Annotated in this window: 17 protein-coding genes; 7 read left to right on the forward strand and 10 right to left on the reverse strand. The window is 71.6% G+C overall.

What is annotated here, in order from left to right; translation table 11 throughout:
* Together ACXJMZ_RS01705 and ACXJMZ_RS01710 are read right to left on the reverse strand one after the other, a co-directional pair.
* A partial coding sequence (locus ACXJMZ_RS01705) for an isopeptide-forming domain-containing fimbrial protein (RefSeq protein ID WP_457028164.1) occupies window positions 1–5795 on the reverse strand: 5795 nt, incomplete at its 3' end.
* Between the two features lie 490 nt (window positions 5796–6285).
* Window positions 6286–6732, reverse strand: a complete 447-nt coding sequence (locus tag ACXJMZ_RS01710) for a DNA-binding protein (protein ID WP_457028165.1) — start codon at window positions 6730–6732, stop codon at window positions 6286–6288.
* Window positions 6733–6869: 137 nt separating this feature from the next.
* Here ACXJMZ_RS01710 and ACXJMZ_RS01715 point away from each other — a divergent pair, with 137 nt between their 5' ends.
* Window positions 6870–7469 (forward strand): TetR family transcriptional regulator C-terminal domain-containing protein, encoded by a 600-nt coding sequence (locus ACXJMZ_RS01715; protein ID WP_457028166.1) that lies wholly within the window; start codon window positions 6870–6872, stop codon window positions 7467–7469.
* A 22-nt stretch (window positions 7470–7491) separates the two neighbouring features.
* Here the strand turns inward: ACXJMZ_RS01715 and ACXJMZ_RS01720 are convergent, their stop codons facing one another.
* Window positions 7492–7821 (reverse strand): deoxyxylulose-5-phosphate synthase, encoded by a 330-nt coding sequence (locus ACXJMZ_RS01720; RefSeq protein ID WP_457028167.1) that lies wholly within the window; start codon window positions 7819–7821, stop codon window positions 7492–7494.
* Between the two features lie 49 nt (window positions 7822–7870).
* Window positions 7871–9316: a protein phosphatase 2C domain-containing protein gene (locus ACXJMZ_RS01725; RefSeq protein WP_457028168.1), complete on the reverse strand. Its 1446-nt coding sequence runs from the start codon at window positions 9314–9316 to the stop codon at window positions 7871–7873.
* 251 nt (window positions 9317–9567) lie between these two features.
* Between ACXJMZ_RS01725 and ACXJMZ_RS01730 the strand changes: the two genes are divergently transcribed.
* The 3 genes from ACXJMZ_RS01730 to ACXJMZ_RS01740 all read left to right on the forward strand — a co-directional run bounded on the left by ACXJMZ_RS01730 (window position 9568) and on the right by ACXJMZ_RS01740 (window position 11534).
* Entirely contained in the window at window positions 9568–10056 is a 489-nt protein-coding gene (locus ACXJMZ_RS01730) for a hypothetical protein (protein WP_457028169.1), read from the forward strand.
* 132 nt (window positions 10057–10188) lie between these two features.
* Window positions 10189–10872 carry a DUF3105 domain-containing protein gene (locus ACXJMZ_RS01735; protein ID WP_457028170.1) on the forward strand — a complete coding sequence of 228 codons (684 nt, stop codon included), beginning with the start codon at window positions 10189–10191 and terminating at the stop codon, window positions 10870–10872.
* Window positions 10854–11534: a DUF305 domain-containing protein gene (locus tag ACXJMZ_RS01740; protein ID WP_457028171.1), complete on the forward strand. Its 681-nt coding sequence runs from the start codon at window positions 10854–10856 to the stop codon at window positions 11532–11534. Before ACXJMZ_RS01735 ends, ACXJMZ_RS01740 begins: the two co-directional genes overlap by 19 nt.
* Window positions 11535–11606: 72 nt before the next feature.
* Here the strand turns inward: ACXJMZ_RS01740 and ACXJMZ_RS01745 are convergent, their stop codons facing one another.
* The gene (locus tag ACXJMZ_RS01745; RefSeq protein WP_457028172.1) at window positions 11607–13031 is read right to left on the reverse strand and encodes an MFS transporter; all 1425 of its coding nucleotides are present in this window, start codon (window positions 13029–13031) and stop codon (window positions 11607–11609) included.
* A gap of 147 nt (window positions 13032–13178) precedes the next feature.
* On the opposite strand from ACXJMZ_RS01745, the gene ACXJMZ_RS01750 reads away from it, so the two are divergent.
* Window positions 13179–13748, forward strand: a complete 570-nt coding sequence (locus ACXJMZ_RS01750; RefSeq protein ID WP_457028173.1) for a MarR family winged helix-turn-helix transcriptional regulator — start codon at window positions 13179–13181, stop codon at window positions 13746–13748.
* 108 nt (window positions 13749–13856) lie between these two features.
* Here ACXJMZ_RS01750 and ACXJMZ_RS01755 read toward each other — a convergent pair whose 3' ends face one another.
* Window positions 13857–14360 (reverse strand): methylated-DNA--[protein]-cysteine S-methyltransferase, encoded by a 504-nt coding sequence (locus ACXJMZ_RS01755; RefSeq protein ID WP_457028174.1) that lies wholly within the window; start codon window positions 14358–14360, stop codon window positions 13857–13859.
* Window positions 14357–15901 (reverse strand): DNA-3-methyladenine glycosylase 2 family protein, encoded by a 1545-nt coding sequence (locus tag ACXJMZ_RS01760; RefSeq protein WP_457028175.1) that lies wholly within the window; start codon window positions 15899–15901, stop codon window positions 14357–14359. The genes ACXJMZ_RS01755 and ACXJMZ_RS01760 overlap by 4 nt, the downstream gene beginning before the upstream one ends.
* 204 nt (window positions 15902–16105) lie before the next feature.
* Between ACXJMZ_RS01760 and ACXJMZ_RS01765 the strand changes: the two genes are divergently transcribed.
* The gene (locus tag ACXJMZ_RS01765) at window positions 16106–17158 is read left to right on the forward strand and encodes a LacI family DNA-binding transcriptional regulator (RefSeq protein WP_457028176.1); all 1053 of its coding nucleotides are present in this window, start codon (window positions 16106–16108) and stop codon (window positions 17156–17158) included.
* Between the two features lie 36 nt (window positions 17159–17194).
* On the opposite strand, the gene ACXJMZ_RS01770 is transcribed toward ACXJMZ_RS01765, so the two are convergent.
* The 3 genes from ACXJMZ_RS01770 to ACXJMZ_RS01780 form a co-directional block, all read right to left on the reverse strand.
* Window positions 17195–17893 carry an RraA family protein gene (locus ACXJMZ_RS01770; RefSeq protein ID WP_457028177.1) on the reverse strand — a complete coding sequence of 233 codons (699 nt, stop codon included), beginning with the start codon at window positions 17891–17893 and terminating at the stop codon, window positions 17195–17197.
* A gap of 25 nt (window positions 17894–17918) precedes the next feature.
* Window positions 17919–18488, reverse strand: coding sequence for an NADPH-dependent FMN reductase (locus tag ACXJMZ_RS01775; protein ID WP_457028178.1), 570 nt, complete (start codon window positions 18486–18488; stop codon window positions 17919–17921).
* A gap of 169 nt (window positions 18489–18657) precedes the next feature.
* Complete coding sequence (locus tag ACXJMZ_RS01780) at window positions 18658–21543, reverse strand: glycosyl hydrolase (protein ID WP_457028179.1); 2886 nt, start codon at window positions 21541–21543, stop codon at window positions 18658–18660.
* Between the two features lie 256 nt (window positions 21544–21799).
* On the opposite strand from ACXJMZ_RS01780, the gene ACXJMZ_RS01785 reads away from it, so the two are divergent.
* Window positions 21800–23095, forward strand: coding sequence for an ABC transporter substrate-binding protein (locus ACXJMZ_RS01785; protein WP_457028180.1), 1296 nt, complete (start codon window positions 21800–21802; stop codon window positions 23093–23095).
* The last annotated feature ends 34 nt before the right edge of the window (window positions 23096–23129 follow it).

Consider the following 23129-nt stretch of genomic DNA (forward strand, 5'->3'; position numbering starts at 1 on the left):
TCACTGCCATCACCCGCGTACGCCGGGTCCAGCTGCACCTTGATCGTGTAGGCCTTCGACGCCTTCGCCGCCAACGTAGCAAGCTCGGGACAGCTCACATCCTGACCGGTCGCCGTACAACCATCGCTCGCCGAAACGACCTTCAGCACAGCAGGCAACGCATCTGTCACCACCAGACCCGAAGCCTGCGAGGGACCATTGTTCGTCACCGTCACCGTGTAGTCGAACGTCTCACCCGGGGCCACCAGGGTGCTCGATGCAGGCTTCTTCGCGATCGCCACGTCGGCCTTCACCGGGGAGGGCGGGTTCGGGCCCGGGCCGGGCAGAGTGCCCGTGGATGCGTCGGAGGTGTTGTTGGTCGGGTCCGGGTCGGCAGTGTCCGCGGCCACCTTGGCCTGGTTACGGACATCCGAGCCGTCACCGGTGTAGGCCGGGTCGAGCCGCACGGTGATCGTGTACGTCTTCGACGCCTTCGCCACCAACGTAGCGAGCTTGGGACAGCTGACGTCCTGACCGGTCGCCGTGCAACTATCGGTCGCCGAAACGAACTTCAGCACAGCAGGCAACGCATCCGTGACCACCAGGCCCTTCGCATCCGACGGCCCGTTGTTGGTGACGGTCACGGTGTAGTCGAACGTCTCCCCAGGGGCGACCGGCGTAGCGAGAGTCGGCTTCTTGGTGACGGCGACATCGGCCTTCACCGGAGCAGGCGGATTCGGGCCAGGCCCCGGGCCGGGCAGACCACCGGTTGAAGCGTCCGAGGTGTTGTTGGTCGGGTCCGGGTCAGCACTGTCGGTGGCGACCTTCGCCTGGTTCCGCACATCGCTGCCATCACTGGCGTAGGACGGGTTGAGCTGCACCTTGATCGTGTAGGTCTTCGAGGCCTTCGCGGCCAACGTAGCGAGCTTGGGACAGCTGACGTCCTGACCGGTCGCCGTGCAACTGTCGCTCGCCGAAACGAACTTCAGCACAGCAGGCAACGCATCCGTGACCACCAGGCCCTTCGCATCCGACGGCCCGTTGTTGGTGACGGTCACGGTGTAGTCGAACGTCTCCCCCGCAGCAACCGGCGTGGTCGACGCCGGCTTCTTCGCGATCGCCACGTCGGCCTTCACCGGCGCCGGCGGGTTCGGGCCGGGCCCCGGACCAGGCAGACCACCGGTCGACGCATCCGACGTGTTGTTCGACAGATCCGGATCGCCACTATCGGTCGCGACCTTCGCCTGGTTCCGCACATCACTGCCATCACCCGCGTACGCCGGGTCCAGCTGCACGGTGATCGTGAAGGTCTTCGACGCCTTCGCCGCCAACGTGGCCAACTTCGGGCAACTCACGTTCTGACCGGTCGCCGCGCAACCATCAGGCGACGAAACGAACTTCAACATGACCGGCAGCGCATCAGTCACCACCAGACCGGAGGCCCGCGACGGGCCATTGTTGGTGACGGTCACGGTGTAGTCGAACGTCTCCCCCGCAGCAACCGGCGTGGCAGACGCCGACTTCTTCGCGATCGCCACATCGGCCTTCACCGGAGCAGGCGGATTCGGACCAGGCCCCGGACCCGGCAGACCACCGGTCGACGCATCCGACGTGTTGTTCGACAGATCCGGATCGCCACTGTCGGTCGCGACCTTCGCTTGGTTCCGCACATCACTGCCGTCACCGGTGTACACCGGGTCCAGCTGCACCTTGATCGTGAAGGTCTTCGACGCCTTCGCCGCCAACGTGGCCAACTTCGGACATGACACGTCCTGACCGACAGCCGCGCAACCATCAGGCGACGAAACGAACTTCAGCACGACCGGCAGCGCATCGGTCACCACCAGGCCCTTCGCATCCGACGGCCCGTTGTTCGACACGGTGACCGTGTAGTCGAACGTCTCACCGGGTGCGACCGGAGTAGTCGAGGCGGGCTTCTTCGTGATCGCCACGTCGGCCTTCACCGGGTTGGGCGGGTTCGGGCCCGGCCCCGGACCAGGCAGACCACCGGTCGACGCATCCGACGTGTTGTTCACCATGCTCGGGTCAGCTGTGGCCGACTTCACCGACGCCTGGTTCCGGATGTCCGAGCCATCACCCGAGTAGGCCGGATCCAACTGCACCGTGATCTTGAGGGTCTTCGTCGCGCCCGGGTTCAGCGTCGCAAGCGGAGTACAGGTCACCGCCTGCCCCGAAGCCGTGCACCCCGAGTCCGAGGAGACGAACTTCAACGCGACCGGCAGAGTGTCCGTGACCACCACATTCGTCGCCTGAGACGGTCCGGCGTTCGCCACGACGAGGTCGTACACGAGGCTCTCACCAGGCGCGACAGACGCGGCGCCCTCAGCCTTCTTCGTGATCGACAGATCAGCCGACGCCGTCGCCGTGGTCGTCACCGAGAAGGCCGCTGTACTGTTCCCGGCCGCCGGATCCTCACTGTTCGCCACGGTGGCGCTGCCACCCGACAGCACCGTGCCGAGCGGTGCGTCCGGATCGACCACCACCGAGATGGCGAACGAGGCCGTGCCGCCGTTCTTCAGCCCCGCCGGGATCGTGCACGTCACGGACTTCTTGTCCGCCGCCACCGTGCATCCCGAAGGCTGCGTCGGGGCGGCCGTCGTACGGCCCGGCATCGTGAACGTCACCGTCGACGCCGACGTGGTGTCCGACGGACCGCCGTTCGTCACCGTCCCGGTCACGGTGGCCGCCGTGCCCGGGGTCACCGGGGCGGTCGGCGCGGTCACCGACATCGCCAGGTCGTTCGACCCCTTGGCCGTCGTCGACAGCGGCACGGCCGCCGTGTTGTTCGCCGTGTTCGGATCGTCCACGAAGGCCACCACCGCCGAACCACCCGACAGCGCGGTCGCGACCGGGGCGTTCGAGTCGACGACCAGCGGGATCGCGAAGGTGCTCTTCGCGTCCTTGGCCAGGCCCGCGGCGACGGCGCAGGTAACCGACTTGCCGTCAGCGGCCGCAACACAGCCGGACGGGAGTGGCGAACCGAGCGTCGTGCGCTGCGGCAGCGTGAACGTCACGGTCGCCGCGGACGCCGTCGTCGACGGTCCGTTGTTGGTCACGGTCAGCGTCGCCGTGGAAGTACCGCCGGGCGTCACCGGGTTGGGGGCGGCCGCCGCGGTCATCACCAGGTCGCTGGAGCGCACCGTGAGCCTGGCGCTCGGGCAGGTGGCCGGCTTCGAGGCGTCCGTACACAGCGTGTTCTCGTTGGTCGTGTCCGAGGTCACCGCTGTCACGGCATTGAGGAAGTCACCCTCCTGTCCACCCTTCACCGTGATCTTCAGTGTCGCGGTGGCGCCGTTGGCCAGGCCGCCGACGGTCCACTTGCCGGTGGCCTTGTCGTACTTGCCCGCCGAGTCGTCCGACACGTAGGTGAGACCGGTCGGCAGCTGGTCGGTGAGCACGACGTTGGCCGCCGCGTTCGGGCCCTCGTTCTTCACCGCGACGGTGAACACCGCCTGACCGCCGATCAGCACCACCGACCTGTCCACGGTCTTGGTCACCGTCAGACCCGCCGCCGGCGCGATCAGCACCGGCGCGACCTTCGACAGGGTGGTGAGACCGTCGCCGGTGAAGTCGTTGGTCGCGGTGCCCAGCGTCGCCGTGCTCTTCACCTTCGCCTGGAAGGTGAAGGTGAACGACGCGCCGGCGTTCAGTGTGGTGAAGGCGCCCCAACCCAACTGGGCACCAGTTACCGCCGGTTCCTCCAGGTCGGTACCGTCGGTCGAGCCGGCGACGTAGTCCAGCCGGCTGTCCAGCGTGTCGGTGAAACCGAACGTGGTCACCGGGTAGGTGTTCGGGTTGGTGAACTTCACCGTGTACGTGACGGTGTCGCCCGGCTTCGCCTTGCTCGGCGTCACCGTCTTCTCCGCCGGCATCGGCTTCACGCCCGCCGGACGGAAATAGGTGGCGAAGCTGAAGGTCTTGGACGCGCCCGGCGCCAGCGAGTACGGCCACGAGACGCCCATCGCGCTGTCGAGGTTCTCCGTGCAGCGGCAGGTGTTCTGCAGTGGCTTGCCGCCTGTCGCCTGGTCCCGGACGTTGCTGGGGGTCCCCTCGGCATACGAGCTGCCGGCGGTGAGCGGGACGAACATCATCGCCTGCCCGGTACCGTCGGCGTTCTTCACGCACGCGATGCCGTTGCCCATCCCCGGCGCCCTCGGCAGCACTGCTCCGAAGCTCGAGTCGACTCCTGCCAGCAGGCAGTCGCCGCCCCGGTAGAACGTTCCTTCCTGGGACTTGGTGCCGTTGTTCGTGACCGTGACGTCGATCCGGAAGCCGTTCTCGCCGTTGACGTAGGAGTCCACCTGCGACAGGCGCATCCCACTGCCGGCCGACTGCACCGTCGTCATCGTGAACGGATCGGACGAGCTGCCCGAGCCGGTGGTCGGCGTCTGGCTGACACCGACCAGCGAGCTGGCGCCGTTGAACCAGCCTCCCGAGACGAGGGAGCCTCCCACACTGAGGGCCGAGCTGCAGCTCGGGCCGCTGCCGCCCGCCCAGAACTGGGCCGTGCCGTTGTAGTCCGCCTGACACCGGCCCGCCAGCTGGCTCCAGATCCTGGTCACCGGCTTGCCCTTGTCGATCAGGCCGGTGGCGACCAGGACGACCGAGACGGTGTCGGTGAGGGCTGTCTGACCCGCAGTCAGGGTCTGGCTCGCCTTGTAGGCCACCTTGGTAGCGCTCGTGGCCTGGCCGTTGGCGACGATCGTCCAGGTGCCGTCGGCCGCGACGGTCGCCGTGCCGATGGCCGTGGTCGACGTGCCACGGGTGAGCGTCACCGTGGCTCCGGGCGCCCCGGTCCCGGTGAACTCGGTGTCGGTCCCGATGGTCTCGCCGTCCTCAGGCGACGTGATCTTCACAGCCGGAATCTGCCACTCGACCACGACCGCGCCGGCCCTGGTCGGGATGCCGTACTTGTCGGTGTCGTAGAACGGATCCTCCGTCCCGCCTGCAATCTGTCCCGCCCCCGCAGTGGTGGTGCCGTCCGGGACCTTCGCGGTGTCCACGAAACCGCTGCCGCCGCCACCGCCTGCGCCGGCCTGCGTAACGACGCTGCCGTCACCGCCCGCGCCACCGGCGTAGCCGGATCCCCCACCGCCTCCGGCGCTGCTGGTGCCGATGCTGCCGTCCGTTCCGCCCGCACCACCGGCCCCGAGCGGCCCGGCAACCCCCGCCTTGCCCGAGCGGGCGCCGGCGTTCCCGGCCGCGCCTCCGACAGCACCGGTCGCACCGGCGCCGCCCTTGGCGCCGCCCGCGCCATCGCCGCCGGTCACCCCGTTCGCGCCACCACCGGCCCCGCCGTCGCCCGCCACCGCCCCGGTGACCCCCTTGCCGCCGCCGCCACCGCCACCGGCAACCAGCAACAACCCTCCGGACGCGTCCTTCACCCAGGCCGCACCGGCGCCGCCCCCCGCATTGAAGACGCCGCCGCCCCCTGCGGGCACGTTGATCGAGTACGACGACGCCAGCGGCGCCGAGACGGTCCCCAGGGTGTAGCCACCGGCGCCACCCCACCCGGAAGTGGCACCGACCCCGTTACCACCGCCGCCGCCCCACAGATGGAACCGCACCGCGGTCGCCGCGGCCGGCGGCGTGAACGTCTGCGTGGAACCGGTACTCCGGAAGACCTGGCACTGGTTGTAGCCCGTCGTCTTCGCGACGCAGGCGCCCGCCGCTGCACGCGGCTGAGGCACGGCCTGGCCCGCCGGGGCCACGGCGACAGACGAGAACGGCGACGCGGCCGTGGCCAGAACACAGGCCACCACCACCGCGATCAGGCGCTTGACACTGCCGGCCATCGAGTTCCCGTTCTATCTGAATCAGGCATACCGTGCTTTTTGTATATAAAGGCCTTTCATAATGCAGATATGACTGGACACTCCAGAGCGCACGATGATCAGCAAAGATGAACCCGTCCAGAGCAGCAGTGCACCGGAACAGGGTCAGCTGCCTCTCCCTCAGGTCCCGCCCACAGACCGCCACACCACCAGGCTTGGGCACCAGTTCCGGCACCCGGGATATCCGCACCGGGTGAACAGGAGCGCCGGACCCGTGCTCGGACGAGAGGTCAACTTCGGTTCCCGTACCGCCCGTTCAGGCCTGGTTGGCCCCAGCATGACGAAGGAGTGCGCAGATGAGCGGTATGCACGGCCACCACGACATGGGCCACACCGTTGCGGGGTGGACCGGCTCGGCCCTGGTGTTCGCGGGATTCGGCGACCTGGCTGCTGCACCTCGCGGGCCGGGGAAAGTCGAGCGGCCAGGCCGCAGCCGCGAACTGACGACCGCTCAGCCTGCGGACTGACCCGGCGAGCGCTCGGTCAGCCGGAGGTGCCGCTGCCGGGCTGCCTGGGCCGAGCCGAGGCCGAGGTTGACGGCGATCTGCTGCCAGGTCAGCCCCCGGCCGCGCGCCATCTCCAGCAGGCCGAGCTCCCACTCGTCCACCTCCGCCCGGGCCCACTGCACCAGGGCCAGCGCGGCCGCCAGGTCGTCCGCGTCGACCGGCGCCTCACCCTCCTCGGGGAACTCGCTGCCGCCGGCCAGCATCACCACCCGCCGCCAGGCGTCCACCGGGCCGAGCGGCATCCGCCGCTCCTCCCAGCGGGTACGGGCTTCGCCGTGGGCGTGGCGCTCGGTGATCCGGAGCAGGGCCGGGTACTGCCGCTTCTCGTGCGCCTCGGCCACGTCCGGCACGCCGAACGGGGCGGAGAGCTGCACCTTACTGTCCTCGGTCATAGCCACACGGTAGGCGACCATGGCATTCGTTGACAACATTTTATTGCAAACAGTCTGTTCAAAAAGTGCGCCGCAGCCACCCGCCACCGGACCGTGAGAAGCTGGCCGGACCCATCCCTGAGCAGGAGGAACGGCAGATGGCGGAGCCACGGACGCGACGCCCCGCGCGCCCGCGCGAGGAGGTCTTCGCCACGGCCCGGGCGGCGATCGCCGAGCACGGGCTGGCCAAGCTGACGATGGCCGGGCTGGGCAAGCAGTTGCAGATGAGCGCCGGGCACCTGCTCTACTACTTCGGCAGCAAGGACCAGCTACTGCTGGAGACCCTGCGCTGGAGCGAGGAGCAGCTCGGCGAACGACGCCGCACCGCGCTGGCCGATCACGCACTGACGGCCCGTCAACGACTGGCTGCGTACGCGGAGTTGTACCTGCCCGAAGGCCCGGGAGATCCGCGCTGGATCCTCTGGCTCGAGGTCTGGGGCCGCTCCCCGGCCAGCGCGGAGATCCGGCAGGGGCAGCTGGAGATCGAGGCCCCCTGGCAGGCCGACCTGGTCGCGCTGATCGAGGAGGGCGTGGCGGGAGGCGAGTTCACCGCCGACGGTGCGGCCGACCGGGCCGTCCAGCTCCGCGCGCTGCTGGACGGCCTCGCGGTACCGGTCGCGATCGGCCTGCCAGGCGCGAGCCGGGCGGAGGCGGCCGGTCAGGTCGCCTCGGTGGCCCGGGCGCTGCTGGGCGGCTGATCCCCAAGCTGCTGACCGCCAGTCAGTGGATCTCGCGCCGCACCAGCACCTGGGCGAACGGCTCACCCGTCCGCCGGGCGTACGCCATCCGCTCGCGCACCTCGAACAGCGTCCGCGGGCGGTAACCCGGGCCTCCGCAGCAGCTCTTGTGGAAGTCGACCCCCGCGTTCAGCAGTACCGACAGGGTCCGCCAGGCAGCGGTGTCGCGACGGCGCGGTGCGGCGAACGCCGAGCCCGCACGGAGCAACGGCCGGGCGCAGCGCGGGCAGTGCCGCCGGTGGTCACCGACGGGCGACTGCTTGTACGAGGCCCGGCAGGGCAGGCAGACGTACGACGTCTTGGTCGGGGTCATGCCCGGAGCGTAGACCGGACCGGACCGCCGGATCGAGTGGGTTTTCGGTTCACTCGGTCCAGAGCGCGGCGGCCGTGCGGTCGGCGGAGTAGCCCTTGGCGCGGACCTGGATCTGGCGGAGGAAGTCGACCGTGCCCGGCGGGTGCGGGTGGGCCCAGTGGTTGGCCAGGAAGTGGGCGACGGCCGGTTCGTCGGCGAGCGGGTCGGCCAGGCCGGGGGTGCAGAGCAGCAGGATGTCGCCGGGAGTGGCCGGCACCAGGCGGAACCGGAACGGCCTGGGCGACGGACCGGCGGGGGACGGCAATTGGCCGTCCGGGTGGTGCAACAGCCGGGCCGCGTAGGCGTCGATCCAGTGTCCGGAGCGCAGCAGGTACAGCCCGCTGGGGCCGAGTCCGAAGGCGGCGCGGTGGGTGGCCGCCGGGTCGAGCGAGAGCAGCAGACAGTGCAGGGCCCCGGTGGACGGACCGTCAGCGGACGGCCCGTCAGCGCCCGGCACCGAGGCGGCGTCCGGCAGCATTCCCGGGGCGCGCAGCGGTGCGAACGCGCTGGTGGTGAGGCGCTGGAGCCCGTAGCGCAGCCGGTCGCGCGCGCCGTCGCGCAGGTCGGCGGCGAGCTCCGTACGGCTGCGGCCGATCGCGGCGGCCAGCTGGCGGCAGGCCTCGGCGGCGAGCGGCGAGGGTGCGGCCGTGGCGGAGGTGGTGGCCACCACGGCGAGCAGCAGGCCCTCCTCCCCCTCGCCGAACCGGGTGATCAGCAGCGCGTCCCGGCGCAGTTCACCCCGGTAGCGCGCGGAGTCACCCCGGACCGAGACCGCGCGCAGCGTGGCGGTGCCGTACTGGGCGCCCTCCAGGACGGTGTCGGGGGTGAGGACGGCGAGCCCGTCCGGGTCCGCCGCGGCGACGGCGGTCGGCTCGGGGCCGTAGGTCGGCGGCCGGTCGCCGACGTGCGGGACGGGCTGCTGGTCGTACGCGCGGCGGGCGGCGGGCGGCAGCGGCTCGACGGAGGTCAGGGGTTCGGCCGCCGGCTCCTCGACGGGTTCTTCCGCCGGGGTCGGATCCACCGGGAGCGGGGCCACCGGGAGCGGGGCCACCCCGGGCCCGGCGGCCGTGGTCTGCACGATGCCGGCGGACGGATCGTCAGCCACCGGATCGTCAGCCACCGGGGCGTCACCCGGCTCGCCCTCGTCCGGCCCGCCGACCACGACCGCCTCGGTGCTGCGCTGTGCCCCGATCATCCCGAGCGCCGAGTCGAACCAGTCGTCCACCGACAGGGCGTCGGCCTCCGGCACCACCTCGGTCTCCGGCGAAACCTCCTCCGGCACCGCCTCGGCCGTGCGCTGCGTCCCGATCATCCCGGCCGCCGAGTCGAACCGGTCGTCCACCGTCGCGTCGTCCTCCGGGGTGTCCGGTGCGTCCGGCAGGGTGGCAGCCGGGCCCTTGTAGACCTCGTGCCACCAGCCGTCGCCGCGCTGCGGTGGTGCGCCCTGGTTGCTCATCCGGCTGCTCCTCGTCCGTGTCTGCCGACTGCCGAGCGGGCCTGGGCCCCGGGCTCGACGTCATTGTCCCCAAGGAGAACGACGGTGTCCGGGAATCGGAGACAACCGGTCACCCCGTGGGCGCAGTGCCACGACGGCCGGTCGGGACCGGCCGAAACCGTGCCGAACTGCACGTACTCGACGTGAACGGCTGGGAACGAGACCCCCCGAGGGGCTCCACCCTCACCCGTTCGGCTGATTAATATGTGCGCATGACCGCGCCCGGGGCTTACACACCGCAGCCGGGGAGGGCCACGATCACCGGCCGCCCCGCCGCTGCGCTGTGGGTACTGCTGCTGGCGGGCCTGCTCACGGTCCTGCCATGTGCGGGCCGCGCGCACGCCGGCGCCAGGACGACCGCCCCGCCGCACCTGACCACGGTGACGGCTCAGCCCGTCGCCGTCGCGGCCGCCGCGCACGTTCTCGTGCACCACCGTTCGCAACAGGGCCAGGGCGCCGATCGGCTGCCGCTGATCTGGTGCACGGTGGACGGCGAACGGCCAGGCCCAGGCAGCGGCTGCTCCAGCCATCTGTACTGCGGCCAGGAGTCCCAGCTGCCGAACGCGCCACCGCAGCCCGTACCCGCGGTGCCCGCCCGGCTGATCCCCCCTCAGACACTGCCCGCTCCGCCGGTGCTCGCACCGCTGAGCGGCCCGGACCTGGCGCCCGACCTGCATGCGCTCCAGGTCCAGCTGAGCTGAGCGGAACCCACCGTCCGAGGACCGGCCGAGGCCAGCCGGCCACGACCGACCGAGCCCCGGACGGCTCCGCTTCCCCTGCCAATCCGTAGACCGCCGAGCGGGCACCGCCCGACGGGGACAAGGACAACTTTCATGGGTTCCGCCGCCAAGCAGCAGCCGACCAAGCAGCCCGGCAAGGGCAAGTCGAACGTCCGGCCGACCACCGCCGACCGCCGCGCCCGGATCGCCGAGCTGCGCGCCGAGGAGCAGCGCCGCGACCGCCGCAACAAGTTCATCGCGATCGGCGCAGCCGCCGTGCTGCTCGCCGGCATGGTGGGCGGCGGCGCGTGGATCGCGCTCGACGCGAAGGAGAAGAAGGACAAGGCGGCCGCCGCCGCCAAGGCGCCGATCGACGGTGTCCAGACCTTCGACAACCTCACCCGCAACCACGTCGCGACCAAGGTGACGTACCCGCAGACCCCGCCGGTCGGCGGCGACCACAGCCAGGTCTGGCTGAACTGCATGGGCACCGTCTACGACAAGCCGGTCGAGAACGAGAACGCCGTGCACGCGATGGAGCACGGCGCGGTCTGGGTGACGTACAACGCCAAGGCTTCGGCCGACGACATCAGCACGCTCTCCACCAAGGTGAAGACCACCCCGTACTCCTTCATGAGCCCCTACCCGGAGGAGGAGGGCGCCATCACGCTGACCGCGTGGGGCACCCAGCTGAAGGTCGACAGCGCGGCCGACCCCCGGGTGGCGAACTTCTTCACCAAGTACGTGCAGGGCCCGCAGACCCAGGAGCCGGGGGCGTCGTGCAGCACCGCCCAGTAGTCGCCGACGAGGTGGCCCCGGCCGGGGCGGGCCGGCGCCGGCTCTGGTGGCCCGCCGCGCTGGCGGCCGCCGTGGCGCTCGGTCTCGGTGTGCCCGCGCTGGTGGCCGGCGGCTCGGACGCCAGCGGCTCGGTGGCGTCGACGCCCGCACAGGAGTCGGCGGAGGCCGGGTTCGCCCGGGACATGGCGACCCATCACCAGCAGGCCATCGACCTCTCGTTCATCGTCCGGGACCGGAGCCAGGACACCGAGGTCCGCAACCTGGCCTTCGACATCATCAACACCCAGGCCAACCAGCGGGGCATGATGATGGGCTGGCTCGACCAGTGGGGTCTGACCCAGCACTCGGGCACCAAGCCGATGGCCTGGATGAAGATGGACCATCAGTACGAGCCGCACGACGGCTCGCTGATGCCCGGCATGGCGACCAACACCGAGCTCGCCAAGCTGCGTTCGCTCAGCGGCCAGGAGGCCGAGGTCTACTACCTCCAGCTGATGGTCGAGCACCACAAGGGCGGCGTCGCCATGGCCCAGGGCTACGTCGACCTCGCCACGAACGCGGTCGAGAAACGCCTCGCCCAGACCATGGTGAACGGCCAGCGCGGGGAGATCGACCTGATCACCGAGCTGCTGGCCAAGCGCGGCGCCAAGCCCCTCTCCTAGCAACCTCGCCGAAGGGTGCGGCCGGACGTCACCGTCCGCCGCACCCTTCGCCGTCTCCTCAGGAACGCAGCCTCAGGAGCGCGGCGCGCTGGTCCGGACCCGGGCCGCCAGGGTGGCGGCCGCACCCGCGACCAGGGTGAGCAGGACGAGCACCGCCCGGCCGCCGGTCTGATGGCCCGCCAGGTGGACCGCGAGTACCGGCAGGGCGGTGCCCAGGGCGGTGCCGAGACCGCGCACCATGTTGACCAGCCCGCCGCCGACGGCCGAGCTGGCGGGCGGGATCGCGCGCATCACCAGCGCGTTGTTCGCCGGCAGCAGCAGCCCGAGGCCGTAGCCCGCCACCACCAGCGGCAGGACGGTGGCCGCCGGCGKGGCGGGCACCACCGCGAGCAGCCCGAGGCCGAGCGCCGCCACCAGTGCGCCGCAGCGGCAACGGACGGCGTCCGACCAGGAGCCGGGCAGCAGACCGGCCCCGACGGTGGCCGCCACCGCGAAGGCGGCGGGGAGCGCGGTGATCACCAGCCCGGCGGTGGCCACCGGTGCGCCCGCGCCCACCAGCATCACCGGGCCGAGCACCAACGGGCAGAACAGCAGCAGATAGCCGACCAGGGCGATCAGCAGCCCGGTCCGGATGCCGGGGGTGTTGATCAACCCCGGCGGGATCAGCGGGCGGTCGGCGCGCTGCTCCTGCCGGGCCAGCGCCAGGGCCAGGACGACGGCCGCGAGCAGCAGGACGGCCACCACCCAGGCGGGCAGCGGGAGTCCGGATGCGGTAGAGAGCGCGAGCAGGAAGGTGGTCGAGCAGCCGGCCAGCAGCACCAGCCCGGCCAGGTCGAACCGGCCGTCCCGGCGGGGCTGCTGCGGCCGCCCCTGCGGGTAGGTGCGGGGCAGCAGGAACCAGCCCGCCAGGATGCCGAACAGGCCGATCGGGACGTTGATCCAGAACACCCAGCGCCAGGAGACATGCTGCACCAGCAGCCCGCCGAGCGTCGGCCCGAGCGCCAGACCAAGGGCCTGGGCGGCGGCCTGGACGCCGAGCGCGGTACGCATCGCGTGCTCGGGGACGCCCCGGGCTACCAGGGCGACGCTGTTCGCCTGCATCATCGCGCCGCCGACCGCCTGGACGGCCCGGCAGGCGACCAGCAGGCCGAGGCTGTCGGCCAGCCCGGCGCCGAGCGAGGCCAGCGCGAAGACCCCGAAGCCGCCCAGGTAGACCGTCTTCCGGCCGACCAGGTCGGAGAGCCGTCCGATCGGGGCCAGCAACGCGACCAGGACCAGCAGGTACGCGAGGGCGACCCACTCCACCGCGGCGAAGTTGGCGTCGAAGGCCCGCTCCAGCTCCGGGAAGACCAAGGCGGTGATGCTCGCGGTGAGCTGCCCGAGGAACGCCCCCAGGCAGACCGTGCCGACGGCCAGCCAGTGCGCGTGCCGCCAGCCGGCCACCGCTCGGGGGCGGGGGCGCTCGGCCAGCAGACGCTGGGCAAAGCTAGGGTTCACGGTGGCCACCCGAGCAATATATCTGTCACAGAGCTGCTCTGTCGACGAACTGCTCGGATGGCGATCGGATCGTTACGGGATGTGCTCGCGAGCAGACCTGGTCACCTACCGACAGGTGTACGAGGCCCGCGCGCTACGCTGTCGCCCATGTCGCCGCAGCCCAACCCCGATCCGACCCTCGGCCACTCCCCTGATTCGGCGGACCACGAGTCCGTCCTGGAGGAGGCCGCAGCCGTCGCGCGGGCCCAGCGGCTGACCGACGTGATCACCCGACTCCGCCGCGCCCTGCGCAGCAGCATCCGCACCGACTACCCCTGGGAGTCACTGCCGATGGCCCAGGTCGAGCTGCTCCAGACGCTGGCCGCCGCCCCGCTCCGGGTCGGCGAACTGGCGGCCCGTCAGCGCCTCGCTCCCAATACCGTCAGCGGGCTGATCGGCAAGCTCCTCGAGGCGGGCTTCGTCGACCGCCAGCCCGACCCCGGCGACCGCCGCACCGCCCGGATCGCGCTCACCGAGGCCGGCCACCAGCAGCTCCGCGACTGGCAGCACGCCCACGAACGCCGGCTGGCGGCCGCCCTCGAAAGCCTCCCGCTCGCCGAGCGCGAGGCCGTCATGCACGCCCTCCCCGCGCTCGAACTCCTCGCCAGAGCCCTGTCCGGCACCACCGGCAGCAGCACTGGCATCAGCACCACCGGTGTGCCGCCCGAGGGTCGCTGACGCCACGTCAGGCGAGGTCCTTCGAGGTCGACGGGCCCCCCGAACTCCTCGCGGAACTCGACAAGATCGCCTCCCGCGCGCGAGCGGCGTCCCGCAGGACGGCAAGCACTAGAAGAGCGAGCCCCGCTCCAGCGCCAGCAGGTGCCGCTTGCGGTCGATGCCCGCCGCGAAGCCGGTCAGCGCACCGTTCGCGCCGACCACCCGGTGGCAGGGCAGGATCACCAGCAGCGGGTTGGCGCCGACCGCGCCGCCCACCGCCCGTACGGCCGTCGGGGGTTGGCCCGCCAGCGCGCCCAGTTCGCCGTAGGTGACGGTCTCGCCGTACGGGATCTCGGCGAGCGCGGCCCAGATCCGCCGCCGGAACTCGGTGCCCACCGGTGCCAGCGGCAGGTCGAAGCTGGTCGACTCCCCGGCGAAGTAGGCGTCGAGCTGCCGGATCACGGCCTCGAACGCCTCCGGGTCGTGCAACCAGCCGTCGGCGGGCTCGTCCAGCGCGCCCTTCTGCCCGGGTGCGGTGACCGCCTGCAGGGCGAGCGAGCCGTCCGGCTGCAGGGTGCCGCTGAGCAGCAGGCGGCCCAGCGGGCTCTCCATCGTCGCGAACACCGTGGTCATGCCCGGACTCCTTCTGATGCCTCGTCAGTCTTCGGGCCAGCCACGGGAGTCAGCGAGACCCACAGCCGGTGCACGGCGTACGAGCGCCACGGCGCCCAGGCCGCGCCGGCCAGCGCCGCCGCCTTGGGGTCGCCCGGGTGGCCGAGCCGTTGCAGGCCGTGCTTGACGCCGACGTCGCTCGGCAGGAAGACGTCCGGATCGGCCAGTGCGCGCATCCGCAGGTAGCCCACCGTCCACGGCCCGATGCCCGGCAGGGCGAGCAGCGARGCGGCGGCCGCCTCCCGGTCCGCGCCGCCGTCCAGCCGGACCGCCCCGTCGGCCAGCGCCGCGCAGAGTCCGCGCAGGGCGCGACGGCGGGCGTCCGGCATCGCCAGGTCGGCGGAGTCGGCCACCGCCAGGGCCCCGGCGGGCGGGAAGAGCAGCCGCAGGCCACCGCTGGCCTCGGGCAGCGCGACGCCGTAGCGCGCGCTCAGCCGGGCAGCCAGGGTCCGGGCCGCCACGACGGTGATCTGCTGGCCGAGGACGGCGCGGACCGCCAGCTCGTGCGGGTCGACGTGCCCCGGGGAACGTACGCCGGGGCGGGCCCGGACCAGCTCGCCGAGCACCGGGTCGGCGCCGAGCTGGCCGTCCACCGCGTCGGGGTCGGCGTCCAGGTCGAAGAGCGCCCGGAGCCGGTGCACTGCGGTGGTGAGGCCACGCAGGTCGGTGAGCTGGAGCCGGCAGTCCAGCCAGCCCCGGTTCGCCGGGTCGCCGGCCCCCAGGCCGTCCACCTCGGCGATGGCGTGGCCGTACGGGAGCGCCAGGGTCCGCCGGTAGGTGCGGACGCCGGGCACGGCGCCCGGCACCACCTCCTCCACGCCCGGGACCGCACGCAGCGCCAGGAAGTCCAGCAGGTGGTCACTGTCGAGCGCGCCCCGGTAGGCCAGCCGGAGGCCGATCGACCCGGGTGTCGCGGTGCCCTTGCGGTGGCCGTTGGTCTCGGCACGCAGGCCGCTCGGGGTGCGGTCGTAGACCTCCCGGACGGTGTCGTTGAACTGCCGCACCGAGGAGAACCCGGCCGCGAACGCGATCTCGGTGACCGGGAGTTCGGTGGTCTGCAGGAGCAGCCGGGCGGTCTGCGCGCGCTGTGCCCTGGCCAGCGCGATCGGCCCGGCGCCGAGCTCGGCGGTCAGCTGCCGCTGCACCTGCCGCGAGCTGTACCCGAGCCGCTCGGCCAGGCCCGCGACACCCTCGCGGTCCACCACACCGTCCCCGATCAGCCGCATCGCCCGGCCGACCAGGTCGGCCCGGTGGTTCCACTCCGGCGACCCCGGCACCGAGTCGGGGCGGCACCGGCGGCAGGCCCGGTAGCCCGCGCCCTGGGCGGCGGCGGCGGTCGGGTAGAAGGTGCAGTTGACGCGCTTGGGGGTCACGGCGGGGCAGCTCGGTCGGCAGTAGATGCCGGTGCTGCTGACAGCCGTGAAGAACACCCCGTCGAAACGGGAATCCCGGCTGTCCACCGCTCGGTACCGGGTGTCGTCGTCGGTCAGAGTCTCGGTCACGTCCTCCAGTCTGCGGCACTCCCGACCTGGCGACTGGCGGAAATGCGACACCCAGGTCGGACCTGACGATCTTGGCCACCGATTCCGCCGAACCTCGCGGGGGGCCGATATCTGGGAGCGCTCTCACCTCCTGCCCTCACCCGATAGGCTCTGCACAGACAAGTCCGAGCCGACCAACCCACCCCGTAGCCCGAGGAGTCCGCAGTGGCCCAGCCGCAGCCCAAGGCCCAGCAGGCCGGCGCGCGCCCGACCCTGGAGTCCGTCGCCGAACGGGCCGGGGTCTCCCGCGCCACCGCGTCCCGGGTGGTGAACGGCGGGACCGGCGTCCGGGAGGCGCTGCGGGAGAAGGTACGGCAGGCCGTCGACGAGCTCGGGTACGCACCCAACCTCGCCGCCCGCACCCTGGTCACCCGGCGGAACCAGGCCATCGCCGTGGTGGTCTCCGAGCCCGAGAGCCGACTCTTCTCGGACCCGTTCTTCGCCCAGCACCTGCGCGGCATCAGCCGTGAACTCTCCGCTGCCGACAACCAGATGGTGCTGCTGCTGATCGAGGCCCAGCAGGACTACGAGCGGGTCGGGCGCTACCTGGCCGGCGGCCACGTGGACGGTGCGCTGCTGTTCTCGCTGCACCGGAGCGACCCGCTGCCCGAGATGGCCCGCAGAGTCGGCCTGCCCACCGTGATCGGCGGCCGCCCGGGCTGGCCCGGCGCCGAGTCCGACCGCGAGCTGGTCTACGTCGACAGCGACAACCGGGGCGGCGCCCGGATGGCGGTCCAGCACCTGCGCTCGCTCGGCCGGACCCGGATCGCCACCATCACCGGACCGCTCGACCAGACCTCCTCCACCGACCGGCTCGACGGCTACCGCGACCTGATCCCCGACGGCGACCCCGCCCTGATCGCCGAGGGCGACTTCACCCCCGACGGCGGCGGCCGCGCGATGACCGAACTGCTGGCCCGGCGGCCCGACCTGGACGCCGTCTTCGCCGCCTCCGACGCGATGGCCTCCGGCGCCCTGCGGGTCCTGCGCGCACACGGCCGCCGGGTCCCCGAGGACGTCGCCCTGGTCGGCTTCGACGACGTCGAGTCCATCGCCGCCTGGACCGAGCCCCCGCTCACCACCATCCGCCAGGACATCGAGGAGATGGGCCGTCTGATGGCCCGCCTGCTGCTCCGCCGCCTGGCCAGCCCGGCCCAGCCGCTCGCCCCCACCTCGGTGATCACCCCGACCCAGCTGGTCCGCCGCGAGTCCGCCTGACGGCGGTCCCGCCCGGGGCATCGGTCAGGACCTGTCTCACACCTCGATCTCGCCACCGAGCTGTCGCAGGTGCCGACGGAAGGTGTACGTCGGGTCGGCCGCCCGGCGGGTCAGGTAGTCGTCGAAGGCGGTCTGCCGGCGCAGCGTCTCCCCCGCCCTGATCCGGTCGGCCTGGGCGCGTTCGGTGGTGTGGATGCCGGCGGCCGTGGTCAACACCTCGGTGGCGCGGTCGGCGGGCACGAACAGCACGCCGTCCTGGTCGCCGAGGACCACGTCCCCGGCGGTGACGGTGTGTGCGCCGATCCGCGCGCTGACCAGGGCCTCGGGCTCCCGCTCGGCCGCCCGGAGCGGACCGAGCGGACAGGCGCCGTAGCTGAACACCGGCAGCCCGATCTCGATCAGCTCGGGGGTGTCCCGGTGCTGTCCCCAGATCACCACGCCGGACAGCCCGGCCACCCCGGCCTCCAGCACGGCCAGGTCGCCGACGCAGGCCTCGTCCGTCCGCCCGCCGTTGTCGATCACCAGCACGTCGCCCGGACCGGCCTCGCCGAATGCCTCCAGGAAGACGTCCACGCTGCCGTAGTGCCGGACCGGCAGCACCCGCCCCGCCACCCGCTGGCCCGGCACCACCGCCCCGATGCCCGGCGGAGCCACCCGCAGCGGCACCCCGAGGCGGACACAGGCGTCGGCGACCAGGGGCGTGGACAGTGAGGCGAACAGCTCACGGTGCGTCATACCCGAACTCTGCCACGCCACCTGGCTAGCGGGGCGGAAGTACCGTCAACACCCGTTCGACAAAAGCCTTGTAGTCGGCCATGAAGTCACTGAGGAACTGCAGCGTGGTCGGCTCGGTCACCTCGCCGTCGTCACCGAACAGGCCCGGGGTGAACTGGATGTACGCCTCCGGGGCGGACATCTGCGGGGCGTTGCAGAAGCTCAGCGCGGACCGCAGGCTCTGCTGCGCCACGGCGGTGCCGATCTTGCCGGGTGAGGTGCCGATCACCGCCGAGGGCTTGTGGGTGAAGGAGTTCGTCCCCCACGGGCGGCTGGCCCAGTCGATCGCGTTCTTCAGCGCGCCGGGGATACCCCGGTTGTACTCGGGCGTGACGAACAGCAGCGCCTGCGAGGCGGCGATCGCCTCCTTGAGCGCCCGGCCCTCCGGCGGGTAGTCGGCGTCGAAGTCGTGGTTGTAGAGCGGCAGATCCTTGATCGGGATCTCCCGGAACTCCAACTCCGCCGGCGCCAGCCTGATCAGCGCCCGGGACAGCACCCGGTTGATCGACTTCTCGGACAGGCTGCCGACGAAATAGCCGACCTGATACGTGGTCACACGAGTCCCCTTCTGGAAGGCCCCCGGAGCATCGTGCCCCAGCACCCGTCGCCCAGGCGACCCGGCTCACCCACCCGGCGCAACGGGCCGGCCCCCGGCAGGAGCTGCCGGGGGCCGGTCGCAAAACGGGCTCGGTCAGTCGACCGCACCGGTCACTTGACCGCGTCGGTCAGTTGAACGGGATGCGCAGCACCGAGGCGTTGCCCTGGGCCTGGGTCGCGCCGGTGCGGAGCTGGGCCGGGGCGTTGCCGATCGCGGACCAGACCTCCACCCTGACCGTGCCGTTGGCCAGGTTGCCGAGGCTGCCGGTGGCCGAGGCGAGACCGGCGGTGGCCGCGTAGCGCTCCCAGCCCACCACCGGGTCGGTGGCGAAGTAGCGGAAGGTCTCGACCCGGTCGAAGCTGCCGTTGCCGGTCAGGTCGTAGGAGATCCGGACCTGCTGGCCGAGGCCGACGGCCGTACCCGCGTCCAGGTAGAGGTCGAACTCCGTTGCGGCGCCCGCCCGCAGGGTCCCGTTGACGTTGCGCAGCTCGTACACGGTGGGCTGGTACGGCGTGCCGTCGTGGTTGGTGCCACCGGCCGAGGCGATGGTGCTGGTGGTCGCGCCGGTGCCGTAGGCGGTGGTCAGGCCGCCGCCGGGCTGGAGGTAGAAGGTGCTGCCACTGGTGGGCGGCACCGACGGCGAGGGCGACGGCGACGGCGAGGGGGAAGAGGAGGGCGACGGCGACGGCGACGGCGACGGAACCCCGCCCGACCCGCCGTCCTGGAAGCTGCCCCGCTCGCTCGCGGTGGACCGGGCCGGCACGGTGAGCGTGTAACCGTCCGAGAAGTGCACCGCCCGCGCCGCCGTCGAGTAGTTGTGCGCGACGTGCGTACGGGTGGCGCCGTTGACGAAGACCGCCGAGGTCGGCTGGTCCGAACTCACCGCCGCATCCAGTGTCCCGAGGGCGGCGAGGTTGTAGATCCAGTGGTAGGTGTGCGCCTTGGACTCGCCCTCCTCGGGGGTGTAACCGTCCTTGCCCGCATCCCAGTTGGCCTTGGCGGCAGCCGGGTCTGCGAGCGCCTGGAACTCCCAGGCCAGGTCCCGCCAGTCGGTGAACACCCCGCCGTTGTTGGCCTTGAGCTCGGCCAGGTTGGCCTTGATGTCGTCCTGCCGGCGCGCCAGGTACAGCGAACCGCCGGTGATCGGCAGGTAGTTGATGCCGTGGATCATGCCCGGGCTGGCCGTCCACCAGGTGGAGTACGCGGCGCCGCTGCCCCAGACCATGCCCGCCGTCTGGTGCCCGAACCCGGCCGGGAAGGCGGACTGGTCGGCGTTGAACCAGTACTGCTCGACCGCCCGCGACTCGGTGGTGTAGAGGTAGATGCCGAGGTCCCGCAGCGTGGTGTCCCCGGTCGCCGAGCCGTAGAGGATCAGCCCCGCACTGAAGTTGAGCGACTCGGAGGAGGACTCCTCGTTGTTCCCGGCCGCGAAGGCGGCGTGGCCCGCGGCCCAGCCGTGGCCCGCGTACGGGTCGAAGCTGCGCAGCCAGGGGAACCGGGTGTCGGCCCGGTCGGCGTTGGCGGCGTCCTTGGCGAGCAGCTTGACCATCCCGCCCCAGGCGGAGTCGGCGGCCCAGGCGGCGTCGTAGCGGGCCACCGTGGCGGCGGCCTGGATGTAGTAGCCGTAGTGGAAGTGGTGGTCGTTCAGCTCGCCGTCGCTGCCGTACGAGGCGGGGTAGCCGATCAGGGTCTTCCAGACGTTGTCGTACGCGAAGACCGTCGAGCCGGTGCCGGCGAACCAGGTCTGCAGTCTGCCCTTCATCAGGCCGAGCAGCCTGTCCCTGGTCGCGGTGTCACCCAACTGGTCGGCGATCGGCACCAGTTGACCGAGCCGGGCGAGCGCCTTGCCGGTCCAGTAGGTGTCACTGGCACCCATGAACGGGTCGGCCGAGTTGGCCACCTCGCGGACCATCGCGCCGAGCGCGGCCCGGTCCTCGGCCCCGACGTCCGGCAGCGAGGGCAGGATGGCGTCGGCCTTCATGGTGGTGCTGAAGCCGGAGCCCTGGCGGACCTTCATCTGGCCGCGCGGCGAGGTGTACGTGAGCGCGGTCAGCGGGTCGGCGCTGGCCTTCCACTGGTGCGGGTAGAGCGCCAGCAGGGTGCCGGTCTGACTGCCCTCCTGGGCGGTCGTGGTGGCCGTGTAACTGGTCGTCACCGAGCCCGCGTTGTAGTTCCAGGCGACCTTGGTGTCGGTGACGAAGCTGTACGCGTAGGTGCGGAACAGTGCCAGGTCGTTCGGTGAGGGCAGCACGGCGACGGAGTAGTAGTCCTTGGCGCCGAGCGCGGCGCTCAGCACGGTGCCGTTCACGTTCCAGCTGGTGCCGGTCGGCGCGAACAGGCCGTAGTGGTGGCCGCCGACGGTGATGCCGAGGACGTTGCCCTGGTTGGCGAAGACCGTCGGGGTGCCGGCCGCGGTGATCTGCGCGGCGCCGCCGGTGGCGTGTGCGTAGACGTAGGGCAGGCCGTGGCCGATGGTCGTGGCGAGGGTGTGCGCGCCGTCGGTCCACTGCGGGGTGACGGTCCAGTCGGTCCAGCCGTCGACCTTGGTGTCGGGGGCGTTCAGCCCGGCCACGCCGACGGTGAGGTCCTTGGTGTGGGTGAAGTCGTACTGGCGCCCGTCGGGGGTGATGGTCGGGTTGGTGGGGTAGCCGACCTCGAGCCCGCCCGAGGCGGCCTTGAACGTGAAGGGGTGGGCGTACAGGTTCTCCGAGTAGGGGTTGCCCGCGTACCGCTGGAAGACCAGCGAGGACCACCAGTCGTTGGTGGGGACGGCCTGGCCGGCCATCTTCGCGGTCACCTTGGGCGTGAGCGGGGCACCGTCGGAGTTGCTCGGGCCGATCGTGCCGGCCGGGCGGGTGTCGGTGTACCCGCCGAGCCCGACCTTGATCGTGGCGGCGGAGGCGGTGGAGGCGCCGACCGTGGCGGTGAGGGCGGCGGCGGTGAGCGCGATCGCGGAGAGGGCCGCGGCCGGGCGGACCAGACGTCTCGGGGACCGAGCGCGTGGCGGCTTCATGTCTGAACACCTCGGGGTGGGAGTGGGGGATGTGAGAGCGCTCTCACAGAGGTCTCGATCCCGGACCGTAGGGGCGCCCGAGGAGCACTGTCAACGGGCCCGACGAAACCTTCCTGACTTCACGACCTGAAACCAGGAGCAGAACAACTCCCGAGATTACGTTCGGGTTTCGAGCACTTGACGGGTGGTGAACTCAACCGGCACTCTCCTTTCAGCGCTTGAGAGCGCTCTCAGAATCCGATCAGGAGGCACCCCCATGCGCCCGTTCAGAGCCGCCGTGACCACCGGCAGCGCCGCCCTCGCCGCCACCCTGCTGCTGACCGCATGCAGCTCCGGCAGCACCACCGGCGCGCAGGACGCGAACGAGAAGGTGACGCTGACCGTCGACCTGTTCGGCACTTTCGGGTTCAAGGAGGCCGGCCTCTACGACGAGTACATGAAGCTGCACCCGAACATCACCGTCAAGCAGAGCGACACCCAGGACGAGGGTCAGTACTGGCAGGCGCTGCAGACCAAGCTGGCCGGCGGCGGCGGTCTGGCCGACGTCCAGGGCCTGGAGGTCGGCCGGATCGCCAGCGTGATGCAGAAGCAGGCGGACAAGTTCACCGACCTGAAGACGCTCGGCGCCGGTGACGTCAACGACGGCCTGGTGCCGTGGAAGGCCGCCGCGGTGAAGACCGCCGACGGCAAGGTGCTGGGCGCGGGCACCGACATCGGTCCGGAGGCGGTCTGCTTCCGCACCGACCTGTTCAAGGAGGCCGGGCTGCCGACCGACCGGACCGAGCTGGCCGCCAAGTGGGCGACCTGGGGCGGCTACCTGGCGCTCGGCAAGGAGTACGTCGCCAAGGCCAAGCCCGGCAACGCCTGGACCGACAGCGCGGCGGGCATGTTCACCGCCGAGGTCGGCCAGCAGAAGGTGCGCTACGCGGACGAGAGCGGCAAGGCCGTGCACGAGAGCAGCCCGGCGGTGCAGACCGCCTGGGCGGACGCCACCAAGCTGGTCGCCGACGGTCTCTCGGCCAAGCTGCCGCAGTGGACCCCGGAGTGGAACAAGGCGTTCAGCACCGGCAAGTTCGCCACCCTGAGCTGCCCGGCCTGGATGATCGGGTACATCAAGGGGCAGGCGGGCGACGCCTTCGCGGGCAAGTGGGACATCGCGGCAGGCCCGGGCAAGACCGGCAACTGGGGCGGCGCCTACCTGGCCGTCCCGAAGACCGCCAAGCACCCGAAGCAGGCCGCCGAGCTGATCAAGTGGCTGAACGCCAAGGAGCAGCAGGTCAAGCTCTTCACCAAGCAGGGCTCCTTCCCGTCCAGCACGGGTGCGCAGGGCGAGATCAAGTCGGTCAAGGACGCCTACTTCAACAACGCCCCGATCGGCGAGATCTTCAGCGAGGCGGCCGGCAACATGCCCGCGCAGGTACTCGGCACCGAGGACGGTGTGGTCGGCAAGGCGTTCACCGACGCGCTCGGCGAGGTGGAGCGGACCAACACCGCCCCGGCCACCGCCTGGCAGCACGCCCTGGAGAACGTCAAGAAGGCCAGCGGTAACTGACGCCCGATCAACTCCGGCTCGGGGCGCCGCCCGC

Source organism: Kitasatospora sp. P5_F3 (assembly GCF_054049135.1).

Excerpts from the sequence above, each read along its gene's own strand:
- ACXJMZ_RS01755 (WP_457028174.1), bottom strand. The coding sequence starts at position 14,360 with ATGACCACGGTGTTCGCGACGATGGAGAGCCCGCTGGGCCGCCTGCTG.
- ACXJMZ_RS01750 (WP_457028173.1), top strand. The coding sequence starts at position 13,179 with ATGTCGCCGCAGCCCAACCCCGATCCGACCCTCGGCCACTCCCCTGAT.
- ACXJMZ_RS01735 (WP_457028170.1), top strand. The coding sequence starts at position 10,189 with ATGGGTTCCGCCGCCAAGCAGCAGCCGACCAAGCAGCCCGGCAAGGGC.
- ACXJMZ_RS01785 (WP_457028180.1), top strand. The coding sequence starts at position 21,800 with ATGCGCCCGTTCAGAGCCGCCGTGACCACCGGCAGCGCCGCCCTCGCC.
- ACXJMZ_RS01710 (WP_457028165.1), bottom strand. The coding sequence starts at position 6,732 with ATGACCGAGGACAGTAAGGTGCAGCTCTCCGCCCCGTTCGGCGTGCCG.
- ACXJMZ_RS01725 (WP_457028168.1), bottom strand. The coding sequence starts at position 9,316 with ATGAGCAACCAGGGCGCACCACCGCAGCGCGGCGACGGCTGGTGGCAC.
- ACXJMZ_RS01715 (WP_457028166.1), top strand. The coding sequence starts at position 6,870 with ATGGCGGAGCCACGGACGCGACGCCCCGCGCGCCCGCGCGAGGAGGTC.
- ACXJMZ_RS01720 (WP_457028167.1), bottom strand. The coding sequence starts at position 7,821 with ATGACCCCGACCAAGACGTCGTACGTCTGCCTGCCCTGCCGGGCCTCG.
- ACXJMZ_RS01730 (WP_457028169.1), top strand. The coding sequence starts at position 9,568 with ATGACCGCGCCCGGGGCTTACACACCGCAGCCGGGGAGGGCCACGATC.
- ACXJMZ_RS01780 (WP_457028179.1), bottom strand. The coding sequence starts at position 21,543 with ATGAAGCCGCCACGCGCTCGGTCCCCGAGACGTCTGGTCCGCCCGGCC.
- ACXJMZ_RS01770 (WP_457028177.1), bottom strand. The coding sequence starts at position 17,893 with ATGACGCACCGTGAGCTGTTCGCCTCACTGTCCACGCCCCTGGTCGCC.